Genomic DNA, 14,996 nt, shown 5'->3' on the forward strand with positions numbered 1-14,996 from the left:
CCAAATAACAAAATACAAATAACAAATAAATTCCAATGACCGAAAAAACAAATAACAAACAAAAGAATAAAAAAAATAGTTTTAGCCCTTGTTTGGAATTTGAGACTTGGAATTTGTGATTTATTTGAAATTTGGTGCTTGTGATTTGTGATTTATTTAATGTTTGGTGCTTGGAATTTGTGATTTTAGACACAAAACTCCACGGCAGAGCCAGATATCTCTAACCTGGCTCTCCGAGGCGTAGGCTCTACGAGCCGGAGGTCCAGAGGACCAGGTTTTTCAGGGCTAAATAAAATTCATAATGGAGCTAAAATGAGATTCCCGGAGATTGGAGATATTATCACAACAGACGAAGCTGTAAAATTATGCAAACATTTTGAACTGGACTATTTAATCGCGCGCATTGCAGCTGATCCGGATAGATACAAAAGCTGGAAGTTCGATGGATGTTCCGGTCTGCCTGATGAAATAATGGGTTTCTTTACGGGCTGTAATTGGGAAGACATTACCTATAAATGCTGTTTGCCGCATGATCTTTGCTATGCCTACGGAGAGCGAGGGAACGATATTGAAAGAGAACGTGTGGATCTAAAATTTTACAGCGACCTGGTGACTAAGGCCGGCATGAAAAAATGGCTGGCTTCTGCTTTTCTTGCAGCGGTTAGGATCGGCGGTAAGGAAGAGTTCGGTCTTTCATTCTCATGGGGGTTCGCCCATAAATGTTAGCGCTTGTTGTTGTCGTTCAGCAAATTACGTATGTCCTGGTGGATGACATAGAGCACCGGCATCAACAGCAGGATCACAGCCGTAGTGAACAGAACGCCGTACCCCAGGGAAATAGCCATGGGAACCAGAAAACGGGCCTGAACCGACTGCTCGAAAATCATGGGGGCTAAACCAAAAAAGGTGGTGAGAGCGGTCAGAATAATGGGCCGGAACCTTCTGATTGCCGCTTTGAAGGCCGCTTCTGCAGCGGATTCACCCTCATCGCGGAAACGGTTGGCTGTAACCGTCAGCACCAAACCGCCATTGACCACAATTCCGCAGAGAGCGATCATGCCGAAAACACTGATAATGGAAAGATCATAACCCATGATCACATGCCCGATCAGGGCACTGACAAGACCGAAAGGAATACTTATCATTACGAAAAGTGCCTGGATATAACTCCTGAACAGAATCGTCAGAAGACAGAATATTCCGGGCAGAGCAAGTCCGAGACCATAAAACAAATCTTGAACCGATCGGCGTCGTTCACGCTGACGTCCTTGAAACGAATACTTCAGGCCGGGATATTTGGCCGGGAGTTGAGGCAAGTAGTCGGCTTTGAGACCAGCCAAAATTTTATTCTCATTGGCTTGGCCGGGCACCACGTTGGCCGTCACATTCAGGACCCGTTTGCCGTCCACGCGCTTGATTTCGGTATAGGCGCGGCTGCTTTTAACGCGGGCGGCTCTGGCAAAGGGAATTTCACCCCCATCCGGCGTATAGATCAGCAACTCTTCCAGGTTGAACAGGGATCTTCTTTCGGATGCGGGCAAGCGCACCATGACCTTGACCTCATCTCGCCCCCGCTGCTGCCGTAGCGCTTCAGCGCCATAGAATGCATGTCTCACCTGATTGCCCAGCTCTCGAGCGCTCAGGCCCATGGAGCGACCCTCAGCCCGCATTGTGAAATCAAGCTGGGGCTTGCCGCGGGCAAAGCCGTCGTCGATATCCGTTACTCCGCTGTAATTGGCCACTGCCCCTGCCAGATCGGTTGCTGCAAGCTCCAGGATATGCGGGTCCGGGTGGGTCAACTCCACGTTGATGGCAGACGAGCCGCCGGGCCCTATTAAATAATCAAAAAAGAGGCTTTCCAGCCCGGCAATCTCGCCAACTTCATTGCGCCACATCAGACTGAATTGACGCGGGGTAATCTGCCGCTGGTCCTGCGGTACAAGGTTGAAGGTAACTTCAGCGGTGTTGCTCCCCCGGCGCCCTATATCGGTCATGACACCCACCAGGATGTCCGGGCCGCCGCTTTTTTCGATGGCCCGCATGCCACCCTCTTCAACAAGCCGGGCAATACGCCGTACATCTTCAACCGGTGCGCCGTAAGGTAATTCTATCTCCGCATCGATGCGATTCGTTTGAATGCGGGGACGGAAGGAAAAATCGATCCAGCCGCTGTCCCAATAGGCATAGGCGATGATAAGTACACCCAGCGCAATCGCCGCAACCAAATACCGGGCCGCAAGAGAAAAACGCAAAATAGGGGTAAAACACCTTAAAATGAACCATTCCAGACCCGCCGTGCAACGCTTGGGCACTGCTTCCAAAAAATCGAAAAAGGCGTCCTGCTTTTCACGGTGGCGATAGGATAGATGGGCCGGTAGGACCAAGAGGCATTCCAGCAGGGAAATTAGAAATACGGCAATAACAACCGCGGGTAAAATCGCAAAGAAACGTCCTGTTGATCCTGAAACAAACAACAGGGGCAAGAACGCGAAGATGTTTGTGGCCACCGCGATAGTAACCGGTGCCGACATTTCCTGCGCTCCGGTAATTGCCGCCGTACTCGGCCCAATCCCTTGCTGTCGCTTGTAAAATATGTTTTCTCCCACAATCACGGCATCATCGACCACAATACCTATTGTGATAATAAAGGCGAACATGGATACCATATTGATACTGCCGCCGATGAATTTAAGGATAATGAAGGACCCGATAATCGAAATCGGGATTCCCATGGCAACCCAAAAAGCCAGTCGTGCTTCTAAAAAAAGCCCCAGCGTTAAAAGAACCAGAATCAGCCCGATGGTGCCGTTGGTGAGGAGCAGGTCAAGCCGTGCCTGATACAGCTCGGCTCTGTCGCTATAAACAACCAGGCTCACGCTCTCGGGAAGAGCGGGGATTAAGTTGCTGACATATTCACGAACCGCCAGGGATATATCCTTGGGGGTCTGGTCACCGGTTCTGTAAACATGGATTAATACGGCCCGCCGGCCGTTGTAGTATGCTTCACGGTCGGTTTCGGCAAACCCGTCCTTAATTTGTGCGATTTCACCCAAGGTTACCTCGGTGCCGTCTTGCTTGCTGATAAGAGCGATATCGAAAAAGTCGCTTGCGAAATCACGGCGTTCGGTTGTTCTGAGCAGCACCTCGCCTCCACCGGTCTTGATGCCCCCGGCCGGGACATTTATGGCCTTGGCCCTGATTGCAGCGGCTATGTCGCCCAGCGTCAACCCATGGGCGCGCAGTAAATGCTGAGAAACTTCAACGCTTACTTCCGGTGGCCGCACTCCCCGCAGTTCCACCTGTGTAATTTCCGGCAGTCCGGTCAGTTCTTCCCGGATGTTGCCGGCCAGATCGAACAAAGCCTGTTCATCCAAATCACCAAAAAGGGCCAGTCGCAGCACTCCACGGCGTCTTGTCTTAAGGTTGACCCGTGGACGTTCCACCTCTTTAGGCAGGGAACTGATGCGATCAACGGCATTCTTGACATCCTGGAGCGATTTGTTGGCGTCGGCACCGGTTAACAGTTCCACGGAAATTGTAGCGCGCCCTTCCCGCGCAACCGCGGTTACACGCTCGACATTATCCAGGGCCCGGATCTCTTGCTCTATTGCCAGGACAATGCCTTCTTCAACCTCTTCCGGACTGGCGCCCGGATAGACGACGGAAACATCGACAACATCCAGTGTATATTCAGGAAATACCTCTTGCGTGATTTTGGACGCGGCCATAAGGCCGCCGACAATCAGAACCAGCATCAGCAGATTGGCAGCCACATGGTTTTTGGCCATCCAGGCGATAAGGCCTTTTTCTATAGTCGCTTCAGGTATCATACATTAAACCACTACCTGCTAAAGCCGGTAGATTTCTGTTCTGACTGAAAGTCAGTCTAAAGGTACTTGGACGAAGTAGGTTCACCGTTCTGGGTTCTGCGTTCTGGGTTATTCGTTCTAGGTTCTGGGTTCCAGGTTCTGCGCTCTGGGTTCGGATTCTGGGTTCTGCGTTCTAGGTTCTGCGTTCTGGGTTAATCTCTGAACCCTGAACCTCTGAACCTTTGAACCCTGAACCTCTGAACCTTTAGAGTCCTTTGGCAGAGCCATTGTTTTTAATCTGGTCCTTAGTCGGTGTTATATCAACATCGCTTTGTACTTTCATGCCCGGCAAAGGTGATTGCAGACGGCTCGTTATTAACCTTTCTTGAGGTGTTAGATCGGCGGTGACCAGTATTTCGTCTTGGCGTCGCCACACGATCCGGACCTTACGGATATCCAAACGACCTTTTTGGTTTAAAGTCCATATACGGTCTCCTGCGCGGAGCGCCTGCCGGGGTATGGCGTAAACATTGTCCAAGACGCCCGCATCTATTTCGACTTTTACATAACTACCCAAAAGAATTTTGCCTTTATCAGGTTTGCCTTCAACGTTTTCGGCACCTTTTACCGTAAAATTGAGCGGATCATTAACCTTGACAAGCATGCGGGCCATGCGCCCTTTGGGGTCCAGGTCTCCGAGCAGCTTGAAGGTAGTTCCCTGTCGCACAATTGATCGCCCATCATCGATTTGCAGGATGACCCGCACGCCGGCTCCCTTTTGGCCTGTTTTTTCAGGAAAGGTGATCCGCGACAACCGCGATAACGGAATCGATGCCTGAACCCAGAAATAATCCGTTTCCACCAGAGTGGCAATCCGGGTCTGCCGCCCGACCAGTTGTCCCTTTTCGACGAACTCTTCCAGAATCAATGCATTGAACGGCGCCCGGATTGTTGTCCGTTTTTCTTCCAGTTCAGCAGCAGCGAGTCTGCTTAGCGCCGCTTCCAGCTGGGCCTGAACACTCCGCAGATGAGGTTCTCGCAAGGCAAGGCTTTTGCCGGTCTGAGTTGCGGCAATATTCTCTTCAAGCAAGCGCCATTCCCGCTTGGCAATTACCTGCCGGCCTTTTTCAAGCTCCAGCTTGTATTGAGCCTCTGCTACTTCCGCTTTACGCTCAATGATCTTGAAGGCATAGTCGACCGGATCGATCCGGACCACCAGGCTGTCTTTGTTGATTAAGCCGCCGGGGACCAACTCCGGGTTTATGTCAATTATTCTGCCTTCCACTTCCGAGAAAATCGCAATTTTCTTGGCCGGAATTACGGTTCCAAAGGCCTCGACATATACTTGTTCGCTGCCTGGAGAAACTTTAATGGTCTTGACCAACGGCACAGGGCGTTTGGCCTTACTCTTCTCGGCTTGAGGACGGCTCGCATACAGCCCCAATGCAGTCCCGGCTGCAACCAAAAAAACCAAGATGTAACCAATGAACTTTATATGAGGACCTCTGTCACTTTTAACCATTTATGAGTCCCCTTTCTTTTTTATGGGTCCCAAAAAGTTGCTGTGAAAGTTGGAACCGCCTAATGCCCGGTAGAGCAGAATACGGATTGAGATTAATTGCCGTTGTCGTAAAAGAATATCCCGTTCCAGGTTTTGCATTGATTGTAATGCCGCAAGAACCGGCAGATAATCACTGAGGCCCTGAACGTAGCGGTTACGGGTTTCAGACAGGTTTGCTCTTGATATTCTGAGCTGATCATCAAGCGCCTTGATAAGCTCCGCTTGTTCTTTTTCCCGCCAAAGGGCATTTTCCACCTCCTCTATGGCGACAAGGTACGCCTGGGAATAGCGGGCAATTTCTTCTTTAACTATAGCTTTGCGCTTATCGACTTCAGCTTTGCGCCTTCCCCAATCGACAAGCGGAGCTATTGCTTCTCCAAACAGAGACAGAAAAAGACCATCGCTGCTGAAATCTGACCCCTGAAATCCGGTATTACCGCCCAGCCGAATCCCTGGCAGGCGATCAGCCACTGCGGCGGCCACGCGATAGTCGGCAGCAATTAGCCGTCTATGCAGGCGTTTCAAATCCGGCCGGTTTATTAACAGATCGGCAGGAATACCCAATTGCGGCAAAGGCGGCAATTGGGGTAATTCAGAGCTGCTTTGCAGTTTTTCTTCAGCCGGTACCAGGCCGAGAAAAACATGGAGGCGATTGTTCAGAGCGGACAACCGGGCCCGGACAATCGGCAGTTGTGTCCGGATGGCGGCAAGCTGCTGGCGCTGCTGGTAGACATCCACCACGGATGCGGTGCCGTATGCAAATCGCAGTTTGATGAGTTCGAGGAATGTTTGGCCGACTTCAATCTGGCGGGCAAGGAGCGTTAACTGTAATCTCTGTTCGATGATCTGAAAGTACGTGTCGGCTACCTGGGTGCTTAGCAGAAGCGCCACAGCCGCCGATTCATCGCGGACGGCCTGACTCTCGTAGGCCGCTGCTTTGGCTGACGATGATCGCTGATCCCACAAATCGACCTCCCATGACAGCCCCATTTCTATAGTAATATTATCAGTATATTTCCCATCGGCATTCCATTTCGAGGTCCCGGACAATTCACCGGTCAGCGAGGGATACAGAAGAGATCCGGCCTGCCTTTCAGCAGCCTGGACCTGTTCGATCCTGGCATAGACCTGCTGCAGGGTAAAATTGTCAGCCAGAGCTTTGGTGATCAAGGTGTTGAGAATAGGATCATTCAACACTTCCCACCACGGTTTCTGCCGCCCGTTTTCTTTATCATCTACCGGCAGTGAAAACGACGGACCGGCTTCAACAAGTGGAGCTACATCTTCGTCAACGACATAGGCGCAACTAACCAAGAAAAAGCCGGTTGTCAGGAAAGCAAACAACACCAAGCCTTTGTAGAAAAAAATATCCCTCATTGTCATCATTTATTGCAATTTTAGCAGTAGCATATATAAAAATGTATATCCGCAGTATATAATGGGGGATCATCTTCCCGCAAGCCGTAATTATTAAATGCAACAGCGCTCCCGGTGAAATGTGCTTTTCATTTCACGGGGCAGGCTGCATTTCCCGTTCCCGCCATCAACGGGACGGCGGGAAGTTTCATTCGAAGCTCTCTTTTGAATAAGAGCAGGTTATCTTATAAAAAACGTTTCACCATGCCTGATATCGACCAGGCGGTCAAGCAGTCCTTCCTTTTCCAGCTCCCTTTTCAGATCGACCGGCGGGAAATGCACCGGTTCATCGCCCAAACGAAACGTCCCCCAGTGAACGATCATCAGCTTGGCGGCCTTGAGTTCTTTGAACACCCGCACAGCTTCCCGAGGGTTCATATGGCTGGAAGCCATGAACCAGCGGGGCTCATAGGCGCCTAAATTGATGACGGCCAGATCGATATCAAAATCTCGCCCGATCTCCTCGAAGCCGTCAAAGTATCCCGAATCACCCATCAGGTAAATGGTGTAATCGGCGGCTGTTTTGATCATGTAGCCGCCCCAGAGGGACCGGTTGGGGCCCCGCAGCGGGTTTCGCATAGTCCAGTGATTGCTTGGCAGAAATGTTATCGAACTATCACCGTTGCGATAGGTTTCGTACCAGTCGAGTCGGGTTCGATTTTTCATGTTAAGATCCTGGAATACGGCGTCGTAGCCCAGGGGGCTGATCACATGGGTCTCTTTATCCAGAAGACGCAGGGATGACTTGTCCAGATGGTCATAGTGCCCGTGGGTGACCAGGACGTGATCCGGCTTGATAATCTTTCGGGGGTCGAAGGTGAACGGTGAAAAATCTTCAATAAACCAATAGATATCTGAAAACACCGGATCAATTAAAAGATAACTTTCGACATCTTTTATGAGGATGCTGGCATGTTTTACAAAAGTGACCGAGACGCCCTGGTGTTTGCGGACCGGTTCCCAGTCAATGGCAATACGGTTGACGGGCTGATCTTTAAGATAGCGGTTGAAACTGTTTCGGCTGAGTTTCCATTTCAAAAGCTGCCACCATCTTCCCACCCGGGGAATGCCGACGGGGCTTATGAAACGATCGTTGCCGTGATGCTCCTTTCTCAGAGCAATGTCCCTAAGGCTGCGGCCGTTCAAAGGTCTGTAGTGCAGTTTGTCGCTCTCCATTTTCTTGATGGCTGCCGGCAGCACCGCAGGATGCGCCAGGCGCATCAGCAACACGGTCTGTAGGCTGTAAAGCAGTTTCTGGATAAAGAATCTACGGTTCATTGTCCATAACCAACAGTAAACTCTAATTGTAAAATTTGTGCTTTTTGTGACAAAACTTTTTACATCTTGCCACTAAGACACCAAGACACGAAGCAATAATAAATATACCCTTTGTGTCTTTGTGCCTTTGTGGCAAATTAAATTTGATTTTGGTTTGTTCATGTTGGGTTCGATATATTAATTGCTTTGCCGGACATGTTCAAGGATGAGATCTAAGAATATTTCTCCATACAGCTCTAATTTGTGTTCACCAATCCCTGATATATCTCTCATTTCTTCCAGAGACCGGGGCAAACACGCCGCTAATTCTCGCAAGGTGCGGTCATGAAAAACAATAAAAGGTGCTATGTCCTGTTCTTTGGCAAGTTTCAGACGCAGGGCACGTAGTTTCTCCCAAAGGTCGGTTGCGGTTTGATCAAAAAAATCATTTTCATGTTTGCTGATTAAACGCGGTGGTTTCTTTTCTTTTTTGGTCACCGGATCTTTACGGAATTGGACACTTTTTTCTCCCCTCAGAACAGCCCAGCTTTTATCGGTCAGTTTAAAACCCCCCTTGCTCTCTAAGTCTACAAAAAGTAAACCGGCGGCGATAAGCTGGCGAAAGATCGACTTCCATTCTTTTTTGGAAAGGTCCGCGCCGACACCAAATGTGGGGATCTTATCATGCCGGAAGCGACCAATTCTCTGATTGTCTGATCCACGCAGAACATTGCTGAGATATTCAGCGCCAAAACGCTGACCGGTCCGATAGACACAGGAAAGAGCTTTTTGGGCGGCAATGGTTCCATCCCAGGTTTCTATTTCACCATGACATGTATCACAATTGCCACAAGCCCCGGATAGCTCTTCGCCAAAATAACTCAATAAAACCTGCCGGCGGCATTTAGTGGTCTCACAAAACCCTAAAAAGGCTTCCAGTTTGCGGTGCTGGATTCTTTTAAACTGCATATCGCCCTCAGATCTGTCCAGCAATGTTCGTACGGCAATTACATCGGCTAAACTGTAAATCATCCATGCATCCGCTTTGTGGCCGTCGCGTCCCGCGCGTCCGGTTTCCTGATAGTAAGCTTCCAAGCTTTTGGGCAAATCAAGATGAGCAATAAAACGCACATCGGGCTTATCAATGCCCATGCCGAAGGCAATTGTCGCCACAATAATTACGCTTTCTTCGTGGAGGAAGCGTCGCTGGTGCGTCAAACGCAATTTTTGATCCAACCCCGCATGATAGGGTAACACCTTATAACCTTTTTCAGACAGCCAGGCGGCGGTTGTTTCCACTTTTTTGCGGGTTAAACAATATACGATTCCAGCATCTTGGGGATGTTCCGTATTTAAAAAATCCAAAAGCTGTTTTTTCCAATTCTGTTTAATCTCGACGCGGTAACATATGTTGGGGCGGTCAAAACTGGAGATAAATTGTGCCGCTGTTTCCAAATTCAGCTTTTTTAATATTTCTTTACGTGTTACCTGATCGGCGGTAGCTGTCAGGGCTATACGCGGCACTTCGGGAAACTTTTGGGATAAAATGGAAAGCTGTAAATATTCCGGGCGAAAATCATGTCCCCACTGGGAAACACAATGCGCTTCATCAATGGCAAACAAAGCAACCTGTGTTTTATTCAGCAGCTGTAGAAACCGATCCGTTAATAATCGTTCCGGAGCGATATAAAGCAAATCCAGTTCCCCGGAAACTATGCGCTTTTCAACTTCACGGGCTTTTTGCGCTGACAAACTGGAGTTTAAAAAATCTGCCCGGATGTTCAGCTGACGCAGTGCGTCCACCTGATCCTGCATCAAGGCAATCAGGGGTGAAATTACAACGCCTACACCGCTTTGCAGCATCGCCGGAATCTGATAACAGATCGATTTGCCGCCTCCTGTGGGCATAAGAACCAAGGCGTCTTGGCCGGCTGTCAGATGCCGAATTATCTCTTCCTGGTGCTCCAAAAAGCTGTCGTAGCCGAAATAGGATCGCAGAATGTCCCGCGGCGAATTATGTTTATAGATTTGTTCCCTTCCTTTCACTGTTATAAATATAAAAGTAGGCGTTCACAGGTTCAGAGTTCAGAAGTTCAGGGTTGCTTTTTTTGTTAACCTTTACTGGCGGCGTTCACAGGTTCAGAGTTCAGAAGTTCAGGGTTACCTTTCTTTCGTTGAACTTACTCGTAAGCCGGCAAGTACTTGATGAAACTTCCAATGGCAGCACAGGTGCGCCCGGCATGATCATACAAAATCTGACTCAGCATTCGTTATGTATTGTTGATCCAATGCTACGTAAAGCTCAATTTGGACTTCAGTGCTCAGATTTGCGGTGAACACAAAACCTCTGAACCCTGAACCCTGAACCCCGAACCGGTGAACGGTTACCATTTTTTTCCCATATCGCCGTAAAGATATTGCAGCAGAACACATGCCGCCAGCGACGCTGTTTCAGCCCTCAGAATACGGGGGCCCAATGTGGCGGTTACAAACCCCCGGTCTCGGGCCTGTTCAATTTCCTCGGCGGTAAAACCGCCCTCAGGACCCAGCAAGACAAAAATTTTTTCAATTTGTAGCTCAGATTCCGGCAGAGGGGCATTTACCGGTTCCGATTCATTTTCCCAGAAAGCGATTTTTATGTCACAGGCCTGGCTTTGATTTAATACCTCTTCAAAAGTTGCAGTTTCTCCGATTTGCGGAACGCAGCCTCGTTTGCACTGTTTGAGAGTTTCTTTGGCAATTTTTTTCCATCTTTCCATGCGCGCTGAAAGATTTTTTTTACTGGGACGGGGAACCGAACGCTTGGCAAAAAAAGGTATCCATTTACTTATTCCAAGTTCTGTATGCTGCCGTACAAGGCGGTCCATTTTCTTTTCTTTTAAAAAAGCCTGGGCAATAGTTATTTGAACCGGGGATTCGGCTGTTACAGGAAAGCGTTGAAGTACCGACACCTCGACTCTGCCGGCGGATACAGCTACAATCCGGGCCTGGTACTCAAAGCCTTGGCCGTCAAACAACCCGATTTTATCGCCGGACTTCAGACGCAGCACGGTTCTTATATGTCTGGCATCAGAGCCGGTAATCAGTAACTGCGGGTCGCCAACGGCCGGCTGTTCGATAAAAAAATAACGCATAAGTGTTATTAGTACTTAAATGTTTGTTCTGCAAATTATTTTATGCTTAATTTGGCAAAAAAATCAATTATCTTGACATGCTGCGTGCTGTATGTTATTTTTTTTTAGTTTCAAGGAGTTGTTAAACATTCCCAAATAAAAGATGAAATGCTATTGCAAACGGGAGGAGTTCCATGACCGAAAATAATCAACCCGATCAAGAAAAAATACCGGATGACGACGAGCCGATCTTGGAACTTACAGAGGAAATCACCGCAGCATCGGATGACGACGGCGAGTCCATCGATCAGGCCGAGGATCCTCTGGCAGCAACTATCGAGTTGGACGCGGGTTTACATGATGACCTGCACATCGATCATGAGGAGGATGACTTCGTAGATTCGCTGGGGATGGAAATCGGCGCAGAAGACGAAGAGGATGAGGATGCGGCCGAGCCTGAGGAAACGGCGGCTGAACCAGCGGACACCGTCCCGGCTGAAGGAATAGATGTGTCCAGCGAGCAGCTGGATGCGGCCCTTGAGCGTGTAATCAAAAATATGTTCTACGATAAAATCGATAGTGTCCTTGTCGAGGTTATTGAAAAAACCGTGTCCAAGGAAATAGAGCGATTAAAAAAGATCCTGACAGAAGAAGTATCGGGTGATGAAAAATGATGGTGCCGGTGAGCAGCACGTTCTTCCTGCCGGTTAGAATCTAAAGCAGTGCAATGAACCAAAGGCAAATGAATCGGGGATTATTATTAATCCCCTTTTTCAATTTTAAAAACTGAAATGAAATCGTATTACGATTTTATGAGCCCCCCTATACGCGCATTTACTAGTGTCCATCCAGAAATGGTAGATTTTGGTTCAGGGCAAGGCCCGAGCGTTTTCTGTAGCCGCAGGCATAGCGCGCTATTCCGAGGATTGCAGAAAAGCGAGAACGCAGCCCTGGGCTGAAAGATGCCGTTTCTGGATGGACACTAACTGAGGAGTAATATGGTATGAGTTCCAATCTGCTTGACAAAGGTTATCAACCCCACAATGTTGAAAAACGCTGGTACGATTTCTGGGAAAGTCAGGGGCTGTTTTCGGCCAAGGAAAAAAGTGAAAAGCCAGGCTATTCCATCGTAATTCCGCCTCCCAATGTTACCGGTGTGCTCCACATGGGGCACGCTCTGAATAATACGTTGCAGGATATTCTGTGCCGCTACCGGAGACTGCGCGGTGACAACGTCCTGTGGATGCCGGGTACCGATCACGCCGGTATCGCTACCCAGAACGTTGTAGAAAAAGATCTGGCCGCCAAGGGCCTGGACCGCCACCGTTTGGGGAGAGAAAAATTCATCGAAGCTGTCTGGGAATGGCGCCAGGAGTACGGCCGTGCAATAATCAATCAACTCAAGCGTCTCGGTGCTTCATGCGACTGGCAGCGGGAACGCTTTACCATGGATGCAGGGCTCTCAAAAGCGGTCCGCAAGGTTTTCGTGCAGCTTTATCATGAGGGCCTTATCTACCGCGGCAATTACATCATAAACTGGTGCGATCGCTGTTTCACCGCCCTGGCCGACCTTGAGGTCGACCATGAAGAGCACGACGGCTATCTTTATCATATCCGCTACCCGTTTAAGGAAGATAAAGGCAGTGTGGTTATTGCCACAACCCGGCCCGAGACCATGCTGGGCGATACGGCCGTGGCCGTAAATCCCGAGGATGAGCGCTACCACGATATCGAAGACCGCGAGGTGCTGCTGCCTCTCATGAACAGAACAATCCCCATTATCCGGGACAAATACGTTGATATGTCATTCGGCACCGGAGCGTTGAAGGTTACGCCTGCGCATGACCCCCATGACTTTGAAATCGGCATGCGCCATAATCTTGAGCGTGTTAAAGTGATCGGAGACGACGGCCGGATGACATCCGCAGCCGGAAAGTTTGAGGGACTCGACCGCTTTGAATGCCGCGAGGCGGTGGTGGAAGCACTTAAGACAGCCGGTCTGCTAATCAAGGTAGAGCCTTACAAGCACAGCGTCGGTCACTGCTATCGGTGCAAGGCCGTTATTGAGCCCAACCTGTCAAAACAGTGGTTCGTAAAGGCCAAGCCGCTGGCGGCCAAAGCCATCGATGCGGTCAAAAACGGTGATACCAGAATCATTCCGGATATGTGGACCAAAACCTATTTTGAATGGATGAATAACATCAAAGACTGGTGTATTTCGAGGCAGATATGGTGGGGACACCAGATTCCGGCATGGACCTGTAAAGACTGCCAGGAGGTTATTGTTGCCATGGACACGCCGCAGACGTGTCCAGCCTGCAGCGGGAAAGATCTTGTACAGGAAACCGATGTCCTTGACACCTGGTTCAGCTCCGCCCTGTGGCCCTTTTCTACCATGGGATGGCCTGAGAATACAGAGCTTTTAAATCAATTTTATCCCACCTCCGTCCTGGTTACCGGTTTTGATATTCTCTTTTTCTGGGTGGCGCGCATGATGATGATGGGCATCCATTTTATGAAAGATGTACCGTTTAAAGAAGTGTATGTGCATGCCCTGGTCCGTGACGAAGACGGCAAAAAGATGAGTAAATCAACAGGGAACGTCATCGACCCTTTAAGCGTTATTGAACAATACGGCACCGATGCCTTCCGGTTTACTCTGGCCGCTTTTGCCGCCCAGGGCCGTGACGTCAAGATGTCTGAAAAGCGTGTGGAAGGCTACCGCCATTTTATCAATAAGATTTGGAATGCTACCCGCTTCGCCTTGATGCACCTTGAGACCGGATACGCAAAGATCGATCGCGACCATTTGTCACTTCCGGACCGCTGGATTCTATCCCGGCTCGATGGGACAGTCGACATCGTTAGCGGGGCTCTTGACAATTACCGCTTCAACGACGCCGCCAGTGCACTTTATAAGTTTGTCTGGCACGAATTCTGTGACTGGTATCTGGAAGCCATCAAACCCACCTTGTACAGCAGTGCCGACCAGCAGCGGCGCGAAGCAACCCTGAGCGTTTTATGGCGGGTCCTGCGCGATACAACGATCCTGCTGCATCCCTTTATTCCTTTTATAACCGAGGAGATCTGGCACAAACTTCCGGGAACCGAAGGTTCCATCATGCAAGCCGTGTTTCCCTCTGATGACTCTGACAGTATCGACAGCCGGCGCCGTGACATCGATTCCGAATCAAAAATGGAGCTTATATCCGGAATAATTACAGGAATCAGAAACGTAAGGGGCGAGATGAACATTTCTCCGTCTCTATCCCTGGCCGTAATGGTTCAGTCACAAAATGAATCTACCAGAAAGATCGTCCAACAGCATCAGGATCTGATCATCAACCTGGCCAAACTGGAATCCATCGTTGTCCAAGAGCCGGGGGAGAGGCCCCCGACAGCGGCAACCGCCATTGTAGACAGTGCTTCAATTTTTGTCTCTCTTGAAGGGATTCTCGATTTTGCCAAAGAAAAGAATCGCCTTGAAAAGAAAATCACCAAGCTGACAGGCGAACTTGCCGCTGTTTCCAAAAAGCTGGACAATGAAAATTTTCTCAACAAGGCTCCTGAAGAAATTGTTGAAAAGGAAAAGAAAAAGTATGCCCGCGCAGTTGAAAAGCAACAGAAGCTGCAGGCAACTCTCGAAAAAATACAAGAGCTTGCGGACTAACCAGTTCCCATCCAAATTAAGATTATAGTAATAGTTCACCGCAGAGTCGCAGAGGACGCAAAGACAATGAATATTTTTCTTTCTGCTGAGAGGGCAGAAAAAAACTATTGTTTAAAGCTCATAGAGTACTAATATGATGATGGATATCAATAAATTAAGCAGTAGAATCA

At 49.2% G+C, this 14,996-nt stretch carries 9 protein-coding genes; 3 read left to right on the top strand and 6 right to left on the bottom strand.

Annotated elements, in window-relative coordinates:
* Positions 1–312: 312 nt before the first annotated feature.
* Positions 313–726, top strand: coding sequence for a hypothetical protein (locus V3S16_RS02055; protein ID WP_413883010.1), 414 nt, complete (start codon positions 313–315; stop codon positions 724–726).
* On the opposite strand, the gene V3S16_RS02060 is transcribed toward V3S16_RS02055, so the two are convergent.
* From V3S16_RS02060 to V3S16_RS02085, 6 genes are all read right to left on the bottom strand, one after another.
* Positions 723–3,830: an efflux RND transporter permease subunit gene (locus tag V3S16_RS02060; protein WP_413883011.1), complete on the bottom strand. Its 3,108-nt coding sequence runs from the start codon at positions 3,828–3,830 to the stop codon at positions 723–725. The two genes, V3S16_RS02055 and V3S16_RS02060, sit on opposite strands and share 4 nt — an antisense overlap.
* A gap of 244 nt (positions 3,831–4,074) precedes the next feature.
* The gene (locus V3S16_RS02065; RefSeq protein ID WP_413883012.1) at positions 4,075–5,331 is read right to left on the bottom strand and encodes an efflux RND transporter periplasmic adaptor subunit; all 1,257 of its coding nucleotides are present in this window, start codon (positions 5,329–5,331) and stop codon (positions 4,075–4,077) included.
* Positions 5,332–6,756: an efflux transporter outer membrane subunit gene (locus tag V3S16_RS02070; protein ID WP_413883013.1), complete on the bottom strand. Its 1,425-nt coding sequence runs from the start codon at positions 6,754–6,756 to the stop codon at positions 5,332–5,334.
* Positions 6,757–6,966: 210 nt separating this feature from the next.
* The gene (locus tag V3S16_RS02075; RefSeq protein ID WP_413883014.1) at positions 6,967–8,064 is read right to left on the bottom strand and encodes an MBL fold metallo-hydrolase; all 1,098 of its coding nucleotides are present in this window, start codon (positions 8,062–8,064) and stop codon (positions 6,967–6,969) included.
* 177 nt (positions 8,065–8,241) lie between these two features.
* On the bottom strand, positions 8,242–10,089 hold the full coding sequence (gene recQ, locus V3S16_RS02080) for a DNA helicase RecQ (protein ID WP_413883015.1): 1,848 nt from the start codon (positions 10,087–10,089) through the stop codon (positions 8,242–8,244).
* 338 nt (positions 10,090–10,427) lie between these two features.
* Positions 10,428–11,177 carry a 16S rRNA (uracil(1498)-N(3))-methyltransferase gene (locus V3S16_RS02085; protein ID WP_413883016.1) on the bottom strand — a complete coding sequence of 250 codons (750 nt, stop codon included), beginning with the start codon at positions 11,175–11,177 and terminating at the stop codon, positions 10,428–10,430.
* Positions 11,178–11,350: 173 nt separating this feature from the next.
* Between V3S16_RS02085 and V3S16_RS02090 the strand changes: the two genes are divergently transcribed.
* Together V3S16_RS02090 and V3S16_RS02095 are read left to right on the top strand one after the other, a co-directional pair.
* Positions 11,351–11,830, top strand: a complete 480-nt coding sequence (locus V3S16_RS02090; protein ID WP_413883017.1) for a hypothetical protein — start codon at positions 11,351–11,353, stop codon at positions 11,828–11,830.
* A 329-nt stretch (positions 11,831–12,159) separates the two neighbouring features.
* The gene (locus V3S16_RS02095) at positions 12,160–14,826 is read left to right on the top strand and encodes a valine--tRNA ligase (protein ID WP_413883018.1); all 2,667 of its coding nucleotides are present in this window, start codon (positions 12,160–12,162) and stop codon (positions 14,824–14,826) included.
* Positions 14,827–14,996: the final 170 nt, after the last annotated feature.

The sequence above is a fragment of the Candidatus Desulfatibia sp. genome (genome assembly GCF_036446775.1).
In the GTDB taxonomy this organism is placed as follows: domain Bacteria; phylum Desulfobacterota; class Desulfobacteria; order Desulfobacterales; family UBA11574; genus Desulfatibia_A.

Excerpts from the sequence above, each read along its gene's own strand:
- V3S16_RS02055 (WP_413883010.1), top strand. The coding sequence starts at position 313 with ATGAGATTCCCGGAGATTGGAGATATTATCACAACAGACGAAGCTGTA.
- V3S16_RS02060 (WP_413883011.1), bottom strand. The coding sequence starts at position 3,830 with ATGATACCTGAAGCGACTATAGAAAAAGGCCTTATCGCCTGGATGGCC.
- V3S16_RS02065 (WP_413883012.1), bottom strand. The coding sequence starts at position 5,331 with ATGGTTAAAAGTGACAGAGGTCCTCATATAAAGTTCATTGGTTACATC.
- V3S16_RS02070 (WP_413883013.1), bottom strand. The coding sequence starts at position 6,756 with ATGATGACAATGAGGGATATTTTTTTCTACAAAGGCTTGGTGTTGTTT.
- V3S16_RS02075 (WP_413883014.1), bottom strand. The coding sequence starts at position 8,064 with ATGAACCGTAGATTCTTTATCCAGAAACTGCTTTACAGCCTACAGACC.
- V3S16_RS02085 (WP_413883016.1), bottom strand. The coding sequence starts at position 11,177 with ATGCGTTATTTTTTTATCGAACAGCCGGCCGTTGGCGACCCGCAGTTA.
- V3S16_RS02090 (WP_413883017.1), top strand. The coding sequence starts at position 11,351 with ATGACCGAAAATAATCAACCCGATCAAGAAAAAATACCGGATGACGAC.
- V3S16_RS02095 (WP_413883018.1), top strand. The coding sequence starts at position 12,160 with ATGAGTTCCAATCTGCTTGACAAAGGTTATCAACCCCACAATGTTGAA.